Consider the following 19,409-nt stretch of genomic DNA (forward strand, 5'->3'; position numbering starts at 1 on the left):
CTTACCGCTTACGGATGGCTTTGCTGAGAATCCCGATGAAACCGGCGAAACCCAGGCCGATCAGCAGGATGGGCACCATGAGCACGGGATCCGGGCTCGGCGGGATCAGGTAGCGGATGCCGAACCCGATGAACAGCAGGCCGCAGAGCAGGGCGAGCCAGTCGGTCCGGTGCACCCGGCGCTGCGGCTTGTCGACTTCAACCGGCTGCGGCGAGGCCCACACGTTGGTCTCCTCGCCGGGATCCTTAGGCGGCACGGCGCACCTCCACGTCGCCGACCCCCGCCTTGACGTGCAGCTCGATCGTGGAGGCGTCGCCGTCGGCCGGGGGAACCTCCGGCTCCAGGACCCGGTTGACGGTCACGTCCGCGCCGTTGTCCACCTTGTGGTCGATCTTGATATCGCCGAGCCGGGTGTAGGCGAACACCTCCACCCGCGCGGTCGCCGGCAGCAACACGATCAGCTGCCCGACCGAGATGGTGGCGTCGAACCTGGTCCTGCCGCCGGGCGCCAGCTTGAGATCGCTCAGATCCAGCCGGCCCTCCCCGATGCCCACCGTGTACGTCCGGCTCGCCTGCGTGATGTCCACCGGATGCCAGTTGTAACTGCCGACCTTCCGCGGGATGCCGCTCACACTCGATCCGGCGACCAGCACCAGCGACACGATCGTGCCCGCCGCGACCAGGGCCGCGCCCCGGCCGAACCAGGTGGCCACGAGCAGGCCCGCGCCGATCGTGACCAGAACGGCCCCGCCGACGACCGGCAGACTGATCGAACCGGTCCCGGACTGCTGGACCGCGACCATGATCCCTCCAACGATGAGAGCCAGGCAGATGGTGAGTCCGCCGATGAATGACTTGGGCCGCTTCTGCTTGACCTTCGGCGGCCTCGGCTGGACCCGCTCCGGCATTTTCGGTGCGTACGGCCCGCGCGGGGCGAACGGCTCTCCCGCGTTGTACGGCCGGGGGGTGGGTCGCGGGGCCGTCGGGGGAGCGGCTTGCGGGGTGGTCTGGGGGGCTGCCGGAGGGGCGAACGTGGCGCTGCGGGCTTCGCGCGCCAGGTCGGACAATCTCCGGTATCCGCCTGTCTGGCGTGGTGCGACGTATGGGGGCGGGGAGCCGTACGGGCCGGGCGAGGGAGGCATCGCGGGCTCCGGCATCGCGTACGGCGAGGGGGCGAACGGGCGGGCGAAGGCGCTTTCCGGGGCGCGGGTCATGCCGCGGCGGCCGGTCATGCGTTCCGGGATGGACCTGGCCATGGCCAGCAGATCGACGCCGCGCGCGTGGGCGGCCAGCAGCGCGATCGCCAGCAGCGTGCCGACCACGATGGTCCCCCGGCCGATCCCGCCGGAAGCCACATTGATGATCAGCCCAAACGCGAACACCGCCGTGAGCAGCGCGAGCACCGTCTCCGCATCGAAGATCCGCCGCGTCCACTGCTCCATGTAGCCCGGACGCCCATCGGGCTCACGCATCAACAAGAACGCCGCGATATACAGAAAAATCCCAATACCCGACCCGAGCACCAACACCGCGAACCCGACCCGGAACAAAACCGGATCCATCCCGGAAAACCGCCCAAGCCCCGCACACACCCCCGTCAACATCCGCCCATCCCTGCTCCGCTGCAAAAACCGCGGCGCCTCCATCGCCCCACCAGCCTGTGAGATCGATTCGGTGGCGGGGTTCGCGTCAGCTTCGTGGGTGGGCCGGGAGGTCGATTTTGTGGCGGATTCGCTGGCAGGCTGCGAGGCCGATTCGGTGGTGGAGTTCGCGTCAGTTTCGTGGGTGGGCCGGGAGGTCGATTTTGTGGCGGATTCGCTGGCAGGCTGTGAGATCGATTCGGTGGCGGGGTTCGCGTCAGTTTCGTGGGTGGGCCGGGAGGTCGATTCCGTGGCGGATTCGCCGATAAGCCGCGAGACCGATTCGGTGGCGGATGTCGTGCCAGTTCCCCCGGCTGGCGGCGCGACCGAGTCCGCGGCGGAGCCCGCGATCGACTCCGTGCCGGACACCCCCACTTCACCGACGCCGGTGTCGGTGTCAGGCGTTTCAGTGTGGGGTGTGGCGATATGTGGGGTCGCCGCGTTCGGGTCTTTTGGGTTCGGCCCGGACGAGGGTGCTTCGGTCATGGTCCCATCGTGGCCGTTGCGGGTGGGTTGCTGCCATCGGGGGAACCCCTGAACTCGGTCTCAGGGACGTGCCCTGATGCATACTCTGGTGCGAGATGTGACGATGCAGAGGCGATGTCTGAGATTCCTGACGCCACACCGGCGTTTCCCAAGCTGACCAGGCCCATGTCCGGGCGTGTGGTGGCGGGAGTCGCGCAGGGGGCGGCCGACCAGTTACGGCTGGACCCCGTTGTGCTGCGGCTCGCCTTCGTGCTGCTCACCGTCCTGGACGGCCTGGGCATCGTGGCGTACGCCGCCCTCTGGATGTTCACCCCCCGAGAGCCCTCCGAACGCGTGGACCGGGGCCGCGACTGGGGACAGGTGGCCGCCTACAGCCTGGTCGCCTTCGTGCTTGCCGCCATCGGCCTGCTCAGCGGAGCCGCAGCGGGCGGAGTCGCCACCTGGCCGATCGCGATCGGCGGCATCGGCTCCCTGATCCTCTGGCAGCAGGCCGACCCCGCCAGCCGCCAGCGCTGGATGAACAGCACCGTCGGCCAGGTCAGGCAAACCTGGGTGCGCGCCGGCGTCGGCCTGCTGCTGGTCGTGGTCGGCGCGATCGGCTTCCTGGTCGCCCAGGACCAGCTCGCTCAGGCCAGCACCGGCCTGATGTTCACCGCGGTCGTGGTCGGCGGCATCGGCCTGATCGCCGCGCCCTGGCTGGCCAGCCTGTGGAAGGAGCTCCAGCGGGAGCGCACCGAGCGCATCAGGCAGGAGGAACGGGCCGAGGTGGCCGCGCACGTGCACGACTCGGTGCTGCACACCCTCACCCTGATCCAGCGCAACGCCAACGACCCGCGCGAGGTCACCCGGCTGGCCCGATCCCAGGAACGCGAGCTGCGCAACTGGCTCTACCAGCCCAAACAGGACGCTGACGCGACGCTCGCGGCGGCGGTCCGGCGGGTGGCGGCCGAGGAGGAGGACGCGCACGGCGTGCCCATCGAGATCGTCTGCGTCGGCGACTGCGAACTCGACGAAAGCCTCTCGGCCTTGCTCCACGCCGCCAGGCAGGCGATGGTGAACGCGGCGAAATATTCTGAATCCCCGGTCGTGTCGGTCTACCTGGAGATCGAACCCGACGAGGTGACGTTGTTCGTCAGGGACCGCGGCAAGGGCTTCACCCTCGACGACGTACCGGAGGATCGGATGGGCATCCGCCAGTCCATCATCGGCCGGATGGAACGCAACGGCGGAAGCGCCCGGGTGAAGACCGCGCCCGGCGAAGGCACGGAGATCATGCTGACGATGAAGAGGACCCCATGAAGACCGTACGTGTGCTGATCGTGGACGACCACCGGCTGTTCCGGTCCGGGGTACGCGCCGAACTGGGGCCGTCCATCCAGGTCGTCGGCGAGGCCGAGGACGTGGAGACGGCCGTGCGCACGATCGCCGAACTCGAACCCGACGTCGTCCTGCTGGACGTGCACATGCCGGGCGGCGGCGGCCAGGAGGTGCTCCGGCGGGTGCTCGGGGCGGGGTCCCAGGTGCGTTTCCTCGCCCTGTCGGTCTCCGACGCGGCCGAGGACGTCATCGGTGTGATCCGCGGCGGCGCCCGCGGCTACGTGACCAAGACGATCAACGGCACCGAGCTGACCGACGCGGTCAACCGGGTGGCCGAGGGCGACGCGGTCTTCTCCCCCCGGCTGGCCGGGTTCGTCCTGGACGCCTTCGCCTCCACCGAGGCCCCGCCGATCGACCCCGAACTCGACTCGCTGACCACCCGCGAGCGCGAGGTGCTCCGGCTGATCGCGCGCGGATACGCGTACAAGGAGATCGCCAAAGAGCTGTTCATCTCGGTGAAGACGGTCGAGACGCACGTGTCGTCGGTGCTGCGCAAGCTCCAGCTCTCCAACCGGCACGAACTCTCTCGCTGGGCCACCGCCCGTCGCCTGGTCTGATTCGGACGCGCGTGCGACGCTTCAAAGATGGGACGTGACGTACCTGCCATAACGTTCAGCCGGGAAGACCGCCGGATATATCGCGACAAGATTCGGCGGTCGCTGGACGTGCTCGCCCAGATGTTGCGGGAGTCGCGGTTCGAGGCCGACCGGCCGCTGGCAGGCTTGGAGATCGAGCTCAACCTGGTCGACGAGCGCGGCGAGCCCGCGATGAAGAACGCCGAGGTGCTCGCCGCGATCGCGGAGCCCGACTGGGCGACCGAACTCGGCCAGTTCAACGTCGAGATAAACGTGGCGCCCCAGGATCTCTCCGAGGACGGGCTTTTCGCCCTCGAACAGTCGGTTCGCGACAAGCTCAACCACGCCGAGGAGCGGGCCGAGACCGTCGGCGGCCATATGGTCCTGGTCGGAATCCTCCCGACCCTCCGCGAATCAGACGTCAACGAGGCGTCGCTCTCCGCCAACCCCCGCTACAAACTGCTCAACGAGCAGATCTTCGCCGCCCGGGGCGAGGACCTGCACATCGACATCGAAGGCGTCGAACACCTCGACACCTACGCCGACAGCATCACCCCCGAAGCGGCCTGCACGAGCGTGCAACTCCACCTGCAGGTCACCCCGCCCGCCTTCGCCGCCCACTGGAACGCCGCCCAGGCCATCGCCGGCGCCCAGGTCGCGGTGGCCGCCAACTCCCCGTTCCTGTTCGGCAAGGAACTCTGGCGCGAAACCCGCATCAGCCTCTTCGAACAGGCCACCGACACTCGGCCGGAAGAACTCAAAGCCCAGGGCGTACGCCCCCGAGTGTGGTTCGGGGAACGCTGGATCACCTCGGTTTTCGATCTGTTCGAGGAGAACGTTCGTTACTTCCCGGCATTGTTGCCCATGTGCGAGGACGAGGACCCCCGCGAGGTACTCGACAGCGGCGGCACGCCCACCATGGGCGAACTTTCCCTCCACAACGGCACGGTCTACCGCTGGAACCGCCCCGTCTACGCCGTCGCCGACGGCCTCCCGCACATCCGCGTCGAGAACCGCGTCCTGCCCGCCGGTCCCACCGTCGTCGACATCGCCGCCAACGCCGCCTTCTACTACGGCCTGATGCGCGTCCTCCCCTACGCGGAACGCCCGGTCTGGACGCAGATGTCCTTCGCCGCCGCCGAAGACAACCTCCGCACCGCCGCCCGCCACGGCCTGGACGCCCGCCTCTACTGGCCCGGCCTAGGCGAAGTCCCCGCCTCCGAACTCATCCTCCGCCGCCTACTTCCCCTAGCGCACGAGGGCCTCGACAAATGGGGCGTGGCCCCCGCCTACCGCGACCGCCTCCTCGGCATCATCGAACAACGCTGCCTCACCCACACCACCGGCGCCACCTGGCAATCCCAAACCTTCCACACCCTCGGCGCCGACCACGAAGCCCTCCGCCAAATGACCCTCCACTACACCACCCACATGCACACCAACGAACCCGTCCACACCTGGCCCACGTAACTTGTTGGCCGGTTATTCGGTGGTGGTGGAGATGCACACTGACGAGCCTGTCCGCACTTGGCCCACGTAACTCGTTGGTCTGTTACGCGGTGGTGATGGAGATGTCGTCATTTTGGCTGATTTGACGGGCGTGTTCGGGCCACGATTAAGGGGTGTTCGCTCGAAGAGTTGCTGCTGTCATCGTCGCGGCGTGTGCTGTTCTGCCAGTCTCCGCATGCGGAGCCGTCACTGGGGCCGATTCGCCGGGGTCGGCGAACCGGGCCGAGACCTGGACCGCGCCCGCGTCAGGCGAGACCGATCCCAGCGCGGGATCGGAATCCGGCGCCTCCAGTGACCCCAACGCGGCGGGCGAGTCCTCGGGATGTGATGAGGCCGGTGACACATTCGCCAGCGATGTCCGGCTGGCCCGCTGCCTGACCGAGAACTTCTGGGTCCGCCAGTTCCAGGCGAGCGGGGGAACCTACGAGCCCGTCCGGGATTTCGTCCCCTATAACGGTACTGACGGTCCCACCTGCGGTGGCGAGCCTTCCGTCCCAAACAACGCGTTCTACTGCTCCGACGGACACTTCATCGCCTTCGACGCGAACTGGCTGCAAGGCCTATACCAGCAACTCGGCGACGCCGCCGTATATGTCGTGATCCCTCATGAATTCGGCCACGCCGTACAAGCCCAACTCGTCCAGAATTTCAACTTCAGCAAAGAACGCGAACTCCAAGCCGACTGCTACGCCGGCGGCACCCTCGGCGCCCTCATCCAAGCCCAGCAACTCAAAGCCGACCCCGGCGACGATTCCGAAGTCATGAACAACTTGATAGCCGCCGGCGACCCCACCGACGCCTGGTGGGAACCCGGCGCCCACGGCACCGCCGAACAACGCATCTCCGCCTTCGTCAACGGCTACCAACAAGGCGTCTCCGCCTGCTGACCCCACCACGTGCCAATCCCTCACCCCGGGCTGACCCCTCCACTACACGCAAACCTCCACGACCTGCTGACTGACGCGGAGTCGGTTGCGTGCGGCTCACGTGGTGGCGGAGCCGTCCTTGATGCGTACCGCGCTGACGCGGAGTCAGTTGTGGGTTGCTCGCTCGTTCCTATGACGATGCCTTTCCTGACGCCTGACCTGTGATCACTGCACCGGGCTAACGTCGTGGATATGGCGGGAGGAAGTTCGATGGCGGGATTGAAGGCTGTCGCGGTGTGCTGCGGGGTGCTGGCTGGCGCGAACGTGATGAACAACGTCGTTGCCAAGCGTTGGGCCCCGGCGACCTCGGCGTTGGCCACGGGGGCGCTTCTGGGGATTGCGCTCCGGGAAGGGGTGCGGGGTGAAGAACTCGGGTTCGAACGCTGGAAGGAAGGCGCGGCGCTGGGCGGCGGGCTGGCGGTAGCAGTCGCCGTCACCTATGCGGCTGGAATCGGCCTGCCTCGAACGCGGTCCTTGTTCCGGGACGAACGTGCGCTCGCCCTTTCTCGTAGTCGTCTCCTGGAGGAGGCCCTGCTTCAGGTTCCGGTCGGCACGGTCATGCTGGAGGAAGTCGCCTTCCGAGGCGTTCTCCCCGCTCTGCTGTCCCGTACGACACGAGCGAGAACAACGGCTGCCATCTCATCCGCCCTTTTCGGCCTCTGGCACATTCTCCCCGCCCTCGATATGGCCCGCGCCAACCCTTCTCTCACCCGCCTGGCCGCAGCCGGCCTCGATCCGACCCCTGACCTCAGCCCATCCAATGCAGATCGAGGACCACACGCCTCACGCGCGGAGGGGAAGGAGGACTGGACGCACGTGCCAAATGCAGTCAACGACTCCAGGGACCAGGGCGAGGGGCAGGTCCCGAATGCGGTCAATGTGGACGGGGAAGAGGGCGCTGGGCAGATTCCGAGCACAGCCGATGAGGGAAAGAGCAGGGCCGATCTCGCGCGCCTGGTCATCGGGACAGTAGTTGCCACAGCTATGGTCGGGGGCCTCTTCTTGGGGCTGCGACGAAGAGGCGGGCTGTTGGCGCCCGCGTTGGTCCACATCGCTACGAACTCATTCGGATACGCGGCAGCCCGGCTTGCCCGGCGCATCGACGCCCGGTCGGAGTCCTAGACAGCACGCGCAACGTTTGACGGCAGGACTGTGGACACCCGTGCGAACTGGCTCCGCCTGGTCGGGCGACGGCGATGGGTCGCCTGATCACCGCCGCGATCATCCACCTGCAGACCCCGCCCGCACCCTGACCCGCCGACAACCCCAGGAAGGAGAACCGAACGGGCCTCGCTGGACGTGACCCGCCCGACGCGAAGGCCGGGCTGACCGGCGACCGAAATGCAACATCACGAAACATTGAGACTAGTGCCGCCTCCTGCGCCAATCCGTTACAGGACGTGGCGTCACGAATGCGGGCTCAACTACTTGCGTCACGGATCATCTGGCGAATGCCGGCTCTGATGTCGTGCCATCCGTCGGACAGGGCGAACCGGGCATAGGTGAGACCGTCGAGGTGGTTTGCCCCGTCGTCGAGTGAACGCAGGCTGTGGCGGATGGCGTTGGCTGCGACCCACCGCCGCCAGGCGTCCTCGTTCTCCTCCTGAACGGCGTAGCCTCGTCCGGCCCAGCGTTCGCCGAGGCTCTCCCACTCCTCCCGCACCCCCTCCAGCAGATCGACGCCAAGCGCCTCGCCGCCGTGTGCCGCCCGCACCGCCCGGGTGATCGAGGGCAGGCCGAGGTCGAAACTTTCGACCAGGAGATCGACCACCCGCAACAGGCTCGCCCGCCGGTGTTCCTGGGACACCAGGTGGAGTCTGGCGTGTAGATCTGGCTCGTAATGCCACAAGCCGATCGGCGGGCATTCCACGCTGACCAGTGGATCAATGATCGCCACCGGGCGAGGCTGGTCGAACCAGTCCATGGGCAGGCGCGCGCCGGTGCGCGCTTCAATGATCGCCATCGCGGTGGCCTGCTTGGCCGGCCACGGAGCGTCGGCGACCTCTTGCAGCGCGGCCGCTTCCTCCTCCAGCGCGGCGGGATCGGCACCATGCAGCATGTCCGGGATCAGTGTGGGGATCCGGGCCAGCCACTGCCCATGCGCCGCGTACTCCAGGCCTCTCGTGCCGGCGAGGTTCCACGACAGGTGCCAGACCTGGGCGTCCTGGCTGAGCCACGCCATGACCTGGGGCCTGCCGGCGTAGCTGAACCCGCCGGGTTCGAGCAGCATGGTCGCTGTGCCGGTCTGCCCCAGGTAGACAGCCTTGCCCTCCAGGAACACCGCTTCCTCGGTGAACTCCTCGTCAGACTCCACCAGCTCCGGATGCCCGCCGCCGATCAGCCGTATCGCGGCGGTCGTGAGGGGCACCGGGTCGCCGAGAGGACGAATGACCGTCCAGGCCAGCGCTTCCCCGAACGGCGCGTCGGACTGGATGAGGTCCGTGTAGTAGGCGACGGCACTGTCGAGATTCATCTGAGTAGGCCATTCAACTGTTGAGGTAGATAAGAACTCGCTGCCGTGGAAACGTACTGTCGCGCTGTGGTTCCTCCGTAGTCGCAGGAATGACGAAACCAGGAAGCTCGATCTTGATGAGCGCGCCAGGCATCGGGCGTACGCACGCCTTGCCCGCGAGGTAGGCGTGGACAGGGCAGGACGGCGGGGGCGGGCCGACAGGCGGATTCTCGCGCATGAATAACAAAGGAAGCCCTGGCACATCTCGTGGCGGGTGACGACGAGGAGTCCATCCGCGTGCACGCCGGCGAACTGGCCCAGGCGGAACGCCGCTCCATGGCCCTCGTCGTATCACCGGCCACTTTCGCCGAGGCCGCGATCGATGTTCAGAGAGCGCACTGGGGAGCTACGGGCGGATGGCGGTGGTGAAGCGGAGGGGCATGGTGTAGGTGAGGGTGCCGTTGGGGGTGGTTAGGGAGTGGAGGCCTCGGGTGAAGGTGTGGTGGGCCTCGGGGAGGGTGGATTCAGGGATGGATTCCATCATGCCGCGCATGCCGGCTGACCAGAGCCAGGACCAGTAGTGCTCGGGGGTGGGGAAGAGGATCTCCTGGAGGTGGTCGGTGCATTCGATGGTGGTGAAGTCTTTGAGGAGGTCGTGGAGGGAGGCGACGGTGCGGAGGCGTTCGGAGGGGGTGGGCTGGTTGGTGGAGGTGGCTGGGGGTGGGGGGAGGTAGGGGGTGAGGAGGTTGCGGAGGGTGGCTTGGAGGGCTTTGTCTTCTTCGCGGTCTTCGGCGAAGGTGGCTAGGGCGAGGCGTCCGCCTGGGCGGAGGACGCGGGCGATTTCAGCGGCGGCTTGGGGCATGTCGGGGACGAAGAAGAGGACCAGGCCGCTTTGGACGGCGTCGAAGGAGGCGTCGGGGAAGTCGAGGGATTCGGCGTCGCCGATGGTGACCCTGGCGTTGCTCACGCCTCTTCGTTGAATGTCGCGACTGGCCTCGCGGACCATGCCGGGCGCCAGGTCGATGCCGTGCACGAAACCTTCGGGTCCGACACGTTCGGCCGCCGGGAACAGGCTCGCGCCCCGGCCGCAGCCGACGTCGAGCACGCGCTCGCCGGGTTGCGCGTGCTGCCCGAGCCGTACCCCCACAGGGTCGAAAAAGTCCACCCCGACCTGCTCATAATCGGGCGCCGCACGGTCGAAGACCCCCGCGAGATACGCCTTCGCCTCTTCGCTCACGTCGCGACCCTACGCTCCCGCACCGACATTTCCAGCCCGCATCCGGCGGGACCTCAGCCGGTCGGCACCACCTGGAACGCCTCCGCGAACGATCCGTCGGGCAGGCCCGCCTGGATCGCGTTGTTTGCCAGGAATGTCTTCACCATCTTCTCCAGGTCGGGCATGTGACCGGTCTGGGTCTCATGGGCCCGGAGGGCGGCGATTTTGCGATCGACCGTGGTCGTGATGTCCACATAGTGGTTCGGTGACGGGGAGCCGATCAGCCACACCTCGCGGACGGTCCAAGCTTCCAGGCCCTCGTCGTTGAGGAGCTCGGGGAACGCGTACGGATTGCGGGCGTCCGGATACACCGCGTCCAGGGTCGCGCCGCCGACCGCGCGATGGTCGGGGTGGCTGGGGCCGATCCGGGCGTAGTTGCGTTCGGGGGTGGAGGTGATGACGAGGTCGGGCCGTACCTGGCGGATGACGCGGGCGATGTCGCGGCGCAGGGCCAGGGTGGGTTCGAGCATTCCGTCCGGGTAGCCGAGGTTGCGGACGTCGGTGACGCCCACCTGCTTGGCCGCCGCGACCTGCTCGGCGTGCCGGATCTCGGCCATGTGCTCGGCGCCCACCGTACGGTCGAAACCGCCCGCGTCGCCGGACGTGGCCAGCAGATACACCACCTCCACGCCGCGATCGACGAAGGCCGCGATCGTCCCGGCGCCGCCGAAGTCGATGTCGTCCGGGTGCGCGGTGACGACCAGAACCTTGCCGATGTCCGCTGGATCCAACACGGGCGTTTCCTCCTTGAGTCTCCAGCGCCAACTCGCCAGGCCCGGCGGTAATTCCTTCTCATGCCGGTACGGCTCCCGCCACGCGGGCGGAAGCCGTACCAGGAGGAAAGGGGTCTAGCAGTCGCGGATGACGACGCCGTTGTTGTCCTTGGCCTCGTCGTTGCCCCAGCGGGTCAGGTAGTAGGCGGAGACGTACTGGTTCTGCCAGGGGCTGCCGCTGTCCAGGTCGGTCTTCAGCCACCAGTGGTTGTAGGCGCTGCCGACCTGCACGATCGGGCCCCAGACCTTGCAGAACACGTAGTTGGTGCCCGCGTTCAGGGTGCCGGTGCGGGTGCCGCCGGGGGTGGAGTAGCCGGGGGCGGCGGCGAAGGTGTCGACGTAGTACTTGGCCGGCGGGGGCGGGGGCTGGGTGCCGCCGCAGCTGTTCACGTTGCGGTAGGTCTGGTTGTTGGCGGTGCCGTAGGTGGCGCCGTTGAACACCTGGGAGACCCGCTCGGTGCCCGCCGCGCCCCAGCTGGCCACGCCGTCGCCGTTGCTGTCGAAGGCCTGCTCGAAGTGGAGGTGCGGGTGGTTGTTGGAAGTCGGCCCGGTTCGCCCGACGGCGCCGATGACCTGGCCCTTGGAGACGACGGCGCCGACGCCGACGGCCCGTGACTGGAGGTGGATGCCGGTGGTGAACCAGCCGCCGCCGTGGTCGATCTGGATCATGTTGCCGGCGTTGGAGTGGAAGAACGACTGCACGACCCGGCCGGCGGCGGCGGCCACGAACGGCGCGCCCTCGGTGCCGACCTGGTTGGGCTCCTTGACCATGTCGAGGGCGGGGGAGTGCGCCCAGGTGTCCAGCCGCCACTGCTGGCCACAGGGGAAGGGGAGCTGGAAGTCGGGGCGGGCGGCCATGGCGACCTTGGCGCTGGCGGAGGCTGCCGTGTGGGTGGCGATGGGCAGTGCCGCCGCGGCCAGGGTGAGCGCGAGCAGGACGGACCGGCCGAATGCCGGGCGGCGGAGCAGGGAGAGAGCTGACATCGGGATTCTTTCCTTCCAGATTAATTCAACAAAGCGTGAATTTTTGGGGGCGTGACTGGTACGAGAGGTGGTGCTGGGGAGGGGTTCAGCAGTAGGGGAGGCTCCTGGAGACCACGTCCCAGTTGTCGACATAGAGGGCGGGGATGAAGACGCGGTCCGCGCCGAGGTCGGTCATGACCCACCAATTGCTGACATAGCCGCCCAGGATGACGGTGGCGCCCGTGGTCTGGCAGTAGACGAGGTGTGAGCCTCGCTTGACGATGCCGACCGGGCGGCAGGTGGGGGTGTCGTTCAGGCAGGGGCGGGGGCGTCCGGGTGCGTCGGCGTACGTGGTGACGTACGGGCCGGGTAGGGCTTGAGCGGCCGAGGGGAGCACGGCCGCCGCGCAGAAGGCGAGCGCCGCGATGAGCACGAGCCGGGCGGTTGTCCGCATTGAGTCCTCCTCGTGACTCGTCGGGGTGTTGACCGAAATCAAGCACGCGGTGGGCGGTGGACGTCAGGGGGTAACCGCCCAGAACCGTTCTGAACGGCGTTCTCCCAGGTGGGGGGCTTGGTTCAGAATCGGTTGATTCTGGGTTACGCGCCCGGCATGATGACCGTGCCGAAACGGAGGTCCCATGGCCGTCAGTGACGATCCGCCTCCGCCCACCCCGGAGGGCGCGGCCGGCTGGCCCGAGTTCACCGAGAAACTCCGCGAGTTACACGCGTGGTGCGGTCGCCCCAAATACGCGACCTTGTCGAAGAACTCCGGCCTCGCGCCGTCGGCGATCTCCAACCTGATCGGCCGCAACCCGCTCAGCCGCCCGCCGGAAGCCGCGACCCTGCGCTTCGTCGAGGCCTGCCTGACCCACGGCGGACGCTCCCCGAAGACGATCCAGGACCAGACCCGCCGCTGGCACGCGGCCTGGTCCGCCCTGGCCAACCAGGAAACCGCCCCCGCCCCCGCTCCTCGTCCGGTACGGCAACGCCAACGCCAGCCCATCGGCGTGGTCGTGGTCGCCGTCGCCTTCGGATTGGCGGGTTCGCTCTGGGGGTTGACCCGATCTTCCGCCGAGGTGCCGTTCGTCAACACGGCCGCGCCGCCCGGGGACGCGGTGCCCCGATGCGCGCCCACCGCGACGACGATTACCGACGCCCGGCAGGGACAGACCTGGAGCGGCCTGTACGAATGTCCGAACACCCCGGGCGCGGACGTGTACGAATTCCCGCGCGCCGGGGTCATCGTCGGCCAGTTGGAGTCCAATCCGAGCTGGTTCGTGTGCTGGGCCAAGGGCGAACGGCATCAGGGCGGAAACGACATCTGGTACTACACCCAGGGCGATCATTCGGCCGGGAAGCGAGAGCTGGAGGCATGGGGATATGTCCCGGGGTTCATGCTGGACACCGAGCTCGATCCCGATCCCGGCCTTACCCGCCAATGCGGCTTTATCGAAGGGGTTCGGGGGGAGTCTTCCGCTGGGGCGCAGCGAGTTGTCGGTCGGCGGCAATAACCTAGGGGAGTGTCGAGCCTCGTAACCCATCCCTTGCTAGACGGCCTCAATCCCCAGCAGCGGGAGGCCGTGATTCATCAGGGCGGGCCCCTGCTGATCGTCGCGGGGGCCGGGTCGGGGAAGACGCGGGTGCTCACGCATCGCATCGCGTATCTGCTGGCGGAGCGGCATGTGCATCCGGGGGAGATCCTGGCGATCACCTTTACCAACAAGGCCGCCAAGGAGATGAAGGACCGGGTCGACAAGCTGGTCGGGCCGCGGTCCAAGGCGATGTGGGTGATGACGTTCCACAGCGCGTGCGTGCGGATCCTGCGGCGCGAGGCCAAGCGGCTGGACCTGCCGTCCAGTTTCTCGATCTATGATCAGGCCGACTCGCAGCGGCTGATGGCGATGGTGTGCCGGGAGCTGGACCTCGATCCGAAGAAGTATCCGCCGCGGTCGTTCTCGGCGCAGGTGAGCAACCTCAAGAACGAGCTGGTCGATTACGACACGGCGGCGGACAAGGCGCAGACGCATCTGGAGAAGCAGATCGCGGAGGCGTACAAGCTGTATCAGCGGCGGCTCGTCGAGGCCGGGGCGATGGACTTCGACGACCTGATCATGAACACGGTGGCGTTGTTCCAGCTGTTCCCGGATGTGGCCGAGCATTACCGACGGCGGTTCCGGCATGTCATGGTGGACGAGTATCAGGACACCAACCACGCGCAGTACACGCTGGTCAAAGAGCTGGTGGGGACGCGGACCACGGATGTGGACGGGGAGCCGGTGGAGCCCGCCGAGCTGGTCGTGGTCGGGGACGCGGATCAGTCGATCTACGCGTTCCGGGGGGCCACGATCCGGAACATCCTGGAGTTCGAGCGGGATTATCCGCTGGCCAAGACGATCCTGCTGGAGCAGAACTACCGGTCGACGCAGACGATTCTGAACGCCGCGAATGCGGTGATCTCCCGGAACGCCAGTCGTAAGCCCAAGAATCTCTGGTCGGATCAGGGTGCCGGGCCCAAGATCGTGGCGTATGTGGCGGACAACGAGCACGATGAGGCGATGTTCGTCGCGCAGGAGGTCGATCGGCTGCACGACGAGGAGGAGATCACGCCGGGGCAGGTGGCGGTGTTCTACCGGACCAACTCGGCGTCCCGGGTGTTCGAGGAGATTTTCATCAGGACCGGGCTGCCGTACAAGGTGGTCGGGGGGGTTCGGTTCTACGAGCGTAAAGAGGTCAAGGATCTGCTGGCGTACCTGCGGGTGCTGGCGAATCCCGGCGATACCGTGTCGTTGCGTCGCATTCTCAATGTGCCCAAGCGGGGGATCGGGGATCGGGCCGAGGCGACCATCGAGGCGTTCGCGGGGCGGGAGCGGATCAGCTTCTGGGAGGCGCTGCGCCGGGCCGACGAGGCGCCCACGCTGGCCACCCGGTCGCTGAACGCGATCAAGGAGTTCATCGTCATGCTCGACGACCTGCGGGCGAAGGAGCTGCCGCTCTCCGATCTGGCCGAAGAGGTGCTCGCCGGGACCGGCTACCGGACCGAGCTGGAGACCTCGGGTGATCCGCAGGATGAGAGTCGGCTGGAGAACCTGAACGAGCTCATCTCGGTGGCCGCCGAGTTCGAGGGGGCCAATCCGGAGGGCACGCTGGTCGACTTCCTGGAGCAGGTCTCGCTGGTCGCCGACGCCGACCAGATCCCTGAAGGTGAGGACCACGGCGGCGTGGTCACCCTGATGACCCTGCACACCGCCAAGGGCCTGGAGTTCCCGGTCGTCTTTCTGACCGCGCTGGAGGACGGCGTCTTCCCGCACATGCGCTCTCTGAGCGACCCGAAGGAACTCGAAGAGGAACGCCGCCTCGCCTACGTCGGCATCACCCGAGCCGAACAGCGCCTCTACCTCTCCCGCGCGGCCGTCCGCACTTCCTGGGGCGCCCCCTCCTTCAACCCCGCCTCCCGTTTCCTCGGCGAAGTCCCCCAAGACTTGATCGACTGGCGCAACGACCCCAAGAAGAACGCCTGGCGCGCCGCCACCGCCCGCACCTCCCCCGCCAAACCCTCCGACCGCAACATCCCCAACCTCAACCCCGGCGACCGCGTCACCCACGACTCCTTCGGCCTCGGCACCGTCATCTCCATAGAGGGCAAGGACGGCAAAACCAGCGCCAAAATCGACTTCGGCTCCTCCGGCCAGAAGACCTTGATCCTCGCGTACGCCAAACTCGAAAAGCTGTGATCCCACAGCGATCAAGCGAGGGCTAGGTCGCCGGTAGGTCAGGGTGATGCTGCTTGCTGGTCGTATGTGTGGGCGAGGCCAGCAGTGGGGGTGTGGCCGTATGTACAGTGCGGGCATGGAATCCAGGATTCGGGTGGTTGTTGGCAAGCCGGGGCTTGATGGTCATGACCGCGGTGTGAAGGTTGTCGCTCGGGCGTTGCGGGATGCCGGGATGGAGGTCATCTATACCGGGTTGCATCAGACGCCTGAGCAGATCGTGCAGACCGCGATTCAGGAGGACGCGGCCGCGATCGGGCTGTCGATCCTGTCGGGGGCGCATATGACGCTCTTCGCGCGAGTCCTGGAGGTGCTTCGCGAGCAGCACGCGGAGGACATTGTGGTGTTCGGCGGGGGGATCATTCCGGATGAGGACATTCCGGAGCTGCAGCGCCTGGGGGTGGCCCAGATCTTCACTCCAGGCGCGACCACAGAGGAGATCGTCGACTGGGTGCGGGCCGCCATCCCGCAAGCCGCGCGGTAGCGAACTGGAGGGTTTTGGGCAGTTTGTAAGACCCTGCCGTAATCGGAGAGCCTTGGCAAGGGTTCAAGCGCACCCCATGACAGGGCCACACAGGAGCTGGGGCTAGGCTTCTTGCGCGGAAAAGCCAGGCCGGATGAAGCCGTCTGGCCGCTGACATCTAGGCGACATCAAAGGGACGGACCCTCGTGGACCTGTTCGAACATCAGGCGAAGGAGCTCTTCGCGGAGTACGGCATCCCGGTGCCGCGCGGAATTGTCGCGCACACCGCGGAGGAGGCGCGCGCGGCGGCCGAGCAGCTGACCGGGCGTGTGGTCGTCAAGGCCCAGGTCAAGACCGGGGGCCGGGGTAAGGCCGGAGGCGTGAAGGTGGCCGATGACGCCGCCGACGCCGAAAAGAAGGCGGGCCAGATCCTCGGGATGGACATCAAGGGCCACACGGTCCACAAGGTCCTGATCGAGGAGGCGAGCGATATCGCGGAGGAGTACTACTTCTCCTTCCTGCTCGACCGGGCGAACCGCACATTCCTCGCGATCTGCTCCGCTGCTGGCGGGATGGACATCGAAGAGGTCGCGCACACCGCGCCGGAGAAGGTGGCGAAGATCCCGGTCAGCCCGATCACCGGGGTGGACCTGGCGAAGGCCCGCGAGATCGCGAAGGCGGGCGGGCTGCCGGAGCGGTCGCTGGACGGGGCGGCCGCGCTGATCGAGAAGATCTGGGCCGTCTTCGTGGACGAGGACGCCTCCCTGGTCGAGGTGAACCCGCTCATTCTGGCCGCCGACGGGCAGGTCAAGGCGCTGGACGGCAAGGTCACGCTGGACGAGAACGCCGAGTTCCGCCAGAAGGAGCACGAAGCCTACGTGGACAAGGCGGCCGAGGATCCGCTGGAGGCACGGGCCAAGGAGAAGAACCTCAACTACGTCAAGCTGGATGGTTCCGTCGGGATCATCGGCAACGGCGCGGGGCTGGTCATGTCCACGCTGGACGTCGTCGCGTACGCGGGCGAGTCGGTTTCCGGCCGGCCCAAGCCGGCCAACTTCCTGGACATCGGCGGTGGCGCGTCGGCTGAGGTGATGGCGAACGGGCTGGAGATCATTCTGTCCGACCCGGCGGTCAAGTCGGTGTTCGTCAACGTGTTCGGCGGGATCACCGCCTGCGACGCGGTCGCCAATGGCATCGTGTCGGCGTTCAAGCTGCTCGGGGACCGCGGCGAGCACGTGACCCGGCCGCTGGTCGTCCGGCTGGACGGCAACAACGCGGCGCTGGGCCGCGACATCCTGCAGGGCGCCGGGCTGCCCGGCGTGGAACTGGTCGACACGATGGACGAGGCGGCCAAGCGGGCCGCCGAACTCGCTGCGGTAGGTGCGTAATGGCGATCTGGCTCACCGAGAACAGCAAGATCATCGTGCAGGGCATCACCGGGTCGGAGGGCACCAAGCACACGCTGCGCATGCTCGCCTCCGGTGCCAAGGTCGTCGGCGGGGTGAACCCGCGCAAGGCCGGGACCGTGCACGAGGGCCTGCCCGTCTTCGCCACGGTCGCCGAGGCGATGGCGGCCACCGGCGCCGACGTCAGCGTCATCTTCGTGCCGCCGGCGTTCACCAAGGACGCCGTCAGGGAAGCCATCGACGCGGGCATCCCGCTGGCCGTCGTGATCACCGAGGGCGTCCCGATCCACGACACGACCGAGTTCTGGGCGTACGCGGTGTCCAAGGGCAACAAGACTCGGATCATCGGCCCGAACTGCCCGGGAATCGCCTCCCCGGGCGCGTCCAACGCGGGCATCATCCCGGCCGACATCACTACGCCCGGCCGCATCGGCCTGGTCTCCAAGTCCGGCACGCTGACCTACCAGCTCATGTACGAGCTGCGCGACTTCGGCTTCTCCACCGCCGTGGGCATCGGGGGCGACCCGGTGATCGGGACCACCCACATCGACGCGCTCCAGGCCTTCCAGGAGGACCCGGGCACCGACGCCATCGTGATGATCGGCGAGATCGGGGGCGACGCCGAGGAACGCGCCGCCGCCTACATCGAGCAGCACGTCTCCAAGCCGGTCGTGGCCTACGTGGCGGGCTTCACCGCCCCGGAGGGCAAGACCATGGGCCACGCGGGCGCGATCGTCTCCGGCTCGGCCGGAACCGCCCAGGCCAAGAAGGAAGCCCTGGAAAAGGTCGGTGTCCGCGTCGGCAAGACCCCCAGCGAAACCGCCCGCCTCATGCGCGAGGTCATGCAGACCCGCTGACTCACGCACCAATCCTTGGTGCCGGTCCTCACCACACCGGCACCAAGGGCGTTTATGCCTCCGGGCTTACCGGGTTACTCCCACCCAGCCCGTTTGTTCCCCTCGGGCTCCGCCCGTCCCCGCCAGCGCCGTGGTCGCCGGAATGAAGCGGCAGTTTGATCCGCGTGGTTCTCCCACCCGCTCAGCCCTTCGTTTTTCCTCGGGCTCCGCCCTGCCCCGCCAACGCCGTGGCACTCGCACGAAAGCCTTGGCGCGGGGGTTGTCCCACCCGCCCTGGGGGCGTCCTCATAGTCGGGGTCGGTGAGAGCGACCGGTCCCTGTGCGGTGAACGCGTCCACAGGACCGTGGATGCCGTGCTCGCAGCCGTGTTCACAGCCGTGCTCGAACTCGCGGCGATGCGATGGCGATCGGCTCATGATCTTCTGTGGGCCCTGGTGATCTTCTGTGGGTCACTGCCTGCTCGCCCGTGGTGATGGTCTGGCTGTGCTCGTGGGGTGCGGTTGTCCGGTGGCTGCCTGTGGGTGGGCCTGGTCGGTCCGGGGCGGGGCCGGGCACCGGGTCGGGTGCGCGGCCGGAGCCGAATGTGACGCCTCGGGCAATGCGGGGGTCGGGTGTGACACCCCGGGCGGGACCGGAGTGGGGTGCGATACCCCGGGCGATGTCGGCGTCGGATGCGACACTCCGGGCGGGGCTGAGGTTGGGTGCGACACCTCGGGCGGTGCCGGGGTTGGGTGTGGTGTTGGTGGAGCCCATGCCGGGGTCGGGTGTGATGCCCTGGGCGGGGCTGGGGGTTGGGTGCGATGCCTCAGGGGAGATCGGAGTCGGATGCGACCTCCCTGGGCGGGGCTGGGGTCGGGTGCGATGGTGGTGGGGGCCATGCCGTGCCGGGGTTGGCTGTGATGCCCCGGGCGGGGTTGGGGTGGGGGTTGTGGGTGTTTG

General features: G+C 67.6%; 18 protein-coding genes and 1 pseudogene. 11 read left to right on the forward strand and 8 right to left on the reverse strand.

What is annotated here, in order from left to right; translation table 11 throughout:
* Window position 1: 1 nt before the first annotated feature.
* The 3 genes and pseudogenes from Amac_RS37925 to Amac_RS58160 form a co-directional block, all read right to left on the reverse strand.
* On the reverse strand, window positions 2-256 hold the full coding sequence (locus tag Amac_RS37925) for a tetraspanin family protein (protein WP_246268978.1): 255 nt from the start codon (window positions 254-256) through the stop codon (window positions 2-4).
* Entirely contained in the window at window positions 246-1,472 is a 1,227-nt protein-coding gene (locus Amac_RS37930) for a LiaF domain-containing protein (protein WP_246268979.1), read from the reverse strand. The genes Amac_RS37925 and Amac_RS37930 overlap by 11 nt, the downstream gene beginning before the upstream one ends.
* 3 nt (window positions 1,473-1,475) lie before the next feature.
* Window positions 1,476-1,646, reverse strand: a pseudogene (locus tag Amac_RS58160) (PspC domain-containing protein); the annotation flags it as partial.
* 55 nt (window positions 1,647-1,701) lie between these two features.
* Here Amac_RS58160 and Amac_RS37935 point away from each other — a divergent pair.
* From Amac_RS37935 to Amac_RS37960, 6 genes are all read left to right on the forward strand, one after another.
* A complete protein-coding gene (locus Amac_RS37935) occupies window positions 1,702-2,178 on the forward strand; it encodes a hypothetical protein (RefSeq protein ID WP_155359241.1) in 477 nt (158 codons plus the stop codon).
* A gap of 62 nt (window positions 2,179-2,240) precedes the next feature.
* Complete coding sequence (locus Amac_RS37940; protein WP_155359242.1) at window positions 2,241-3,425, forward strand: ATP-binding protein; 1,185 nt, start codon at window positions 2,241-2,243, stop codon at window positions 3,423-3,425.
* On the forward strand, window positions 3,422-4,060 hold the full coding sequence (locus Amac_RS37945) for a response regulator (protein WP_155359243.1): 639 nt from the start codon (window positions 3,422-3,424) through the stop codon (window positions 4,058-4,060). The genes Amac_RS37940 and Amac_RS37945 overlap by 4 nt, the downstream gene beginning before the upstream one ends.
* A gap of 27 nt (window positions 4,061-4,087) precedes the next feature.
* On the forward strand, window positions 4,088-5,548 hold the full coding sequence (locus Amac_RS37950; protein ID WP_155359244.1) for a glutamate-cysteine ligase family protein: 1,461 nt from the start codon (window positions 4,088-4,090) through the stop codon (window positions 5,546-5,548).
* 152 nt (window positions 5,549-5,700) lie between these two features.
* The gene (locus tag Amac_RS37955; RefSeq protein WP_246268980.1) at window positions 5,701-6,474 is read left to right on the forward strand and encodes a neutral zinc metallopeptidase; all 774 of its coding nucleotides are present in this window, start codon (window positions 5,701-5,703) and stop codon (window positions 6,472-6,474) included.
* A 249-nt stretch (window positions 6,475-6,723) separates the two neighbouring features.
* Window positions 6,724-7,635 carry a CPBP family intramembrane glutamic endopeptidase gene (locus Amac_RS37960; RefSeq protein WP_170322859.1) on the forward strand — a complete coding sequence of 304 codons (912 nt, stop codon included), beginning with the start codon at window positions 6,724-6,726 and terminating at the stop codon, window positions 7,633-7,635.
* A gap of 298 nt (window positions 7,636-7,933) precedes the next feature.
* Here Amac_RS37960 and Amac_RS37965 read toward each other — a convergent pair whose 3' ends face one another.
* The 5 genes from Amac_RS37965 to Amac_RS37985 form a co-directional block, all read right to left on the reverse strand.
* Window positions 7,934-8,986, reverse strand: coding sequence for a hypothetical protein (locus Amac_RS37965; RefSeq protein ID WP_155359246.1), 1,053 nt, complete (start codon window positions 8,984-8,986; stop codon window positions 7,934-7,936).
* A gap of 385 nt (window positions 8,987-9,371) precedes the next feature.
* Entirely contained in the window at window positions 9,372-10,202 is an 831-nt protein-coding gene (locus Amac_RS37970) for a class I SAM-dependent methyltransferase (RefSeq protein ID WP_155359247.1), read from the reverse strand.
* Between the two features lie 53 nt (window positions 10,203-10,255).
* Window positions 10,256-10,975, reverse strand: a complete 720-nt coding sequence (locus Amac_RS37975) for a PIG-L deacetylase family protein (protein ID WP_155359248.1) — start codon at window positions 10,973-10,975, stop codon at window positions 10,256-10,258.
* A 114-nt stretch (window positions 10,976-11,089) separates the two neighbouring features.
* Complete coding sequence (locus Amac_RS37980; protein ID WP_155359249.1) at window positions 11,090-11,998, reverse strand: M23 family metallopeptidase; 909 nt, start codon at window positions 11,996-11,998, stop codon at window positions 11,090-11,092.
* An 85-nt stretch (window positions 11,999-12,083) separates the two neighbouring features.
* Complete coding sequence (locus Amac_RS37985; RefSeq protein ID WP_155359250.1) at window positions 12,084-12,431, reverse strand: hypothetical protein; 348 nt, start codon at window positions 12,429-12,431, stop codon at window positions 12,084-12,086.
* A 184-nt stretch (window positions 12,432-12,615) separates the two neighbouring features.
* On the opposite strand from Amac_RS37985, the gene Amac_RS37990 reads away from it, so the two are divergent.
* From Amac_RS37990 to sucD, 5 genes are all read left to right on the forward strand, one after another.
* On the forward strand, window positions 12,616-13,488 hold the full coding sequence (locus tag Amac_RS37990) for a hypothetical protein (RefSeq protein ID WP_155359251.1): 873 nt from the start codon (window positions 12,616-12,618) through the stop codon (window positions 13,486-13,488).
* Between the two features lie 9 nt (window positions 13,489-13,497).
* Window positions 13,498-15,708, forward strand: coding sequence for a DNA helicase PcrA (gene pcrA / locus Amac_RS37995; protein ID WP_170322860.1), 2,211 nt, complete (start codon window positions 13,498-13,500; stop codon window positions 15,706-15,708).
* A 115-nt stretch (window positions 15,709-15,823) separates the two neighbouring features.
* Entirely contained in the window at window positions 15,824-16,228 is a 405-nt protein-coding gene (icmB, locus tag Amac_RS38000) for a coenzyme B12-dependent isobutyryl CoA mutase small subunit (RefSeq protein WP_155359252.1), read from the forward strand.
* Window positions 16,229-16,413: 185 nt separating this feature from the next.
* A complete protein-coding gene (gene sucC, locus Amac_RS38005; protein ID WP_155359253.1) occupies window positions 16,414-17,595 on the forward strand; it encodes an ADP-forming succinate--CoA ligase subunit beta in 1,182 nt (393 codons plus the stop codon).
* Window positions 17,595-18,470, forward strand: coding sequence for a succinate--CoA ligase subunit alpha (gene sucD, locus Amac_RS38010; RefSeq protein WP_155359254.1), 876 nt, complete (start codon window positions 17,595-17,597; stop codon window positions 18,468-18,470). The genes sucC and sucD overlap by 1 nt, the downstream gene beginning before the upstream one ends.
* Window positions 18,471-19,409: the final 939 nt, after the last annotated feature.

This window comes from Acrocarpospora macrocephala, assembly GCF_009687865.1.
In the GTDB taxonomy this organism is placed as follows: Bacteria; Actinomycetota; Actinomycetes; order Streptosporangiales; family Streptosporangiaceae; genus Acrocarpospora; species Acrocarpospora macrocephala.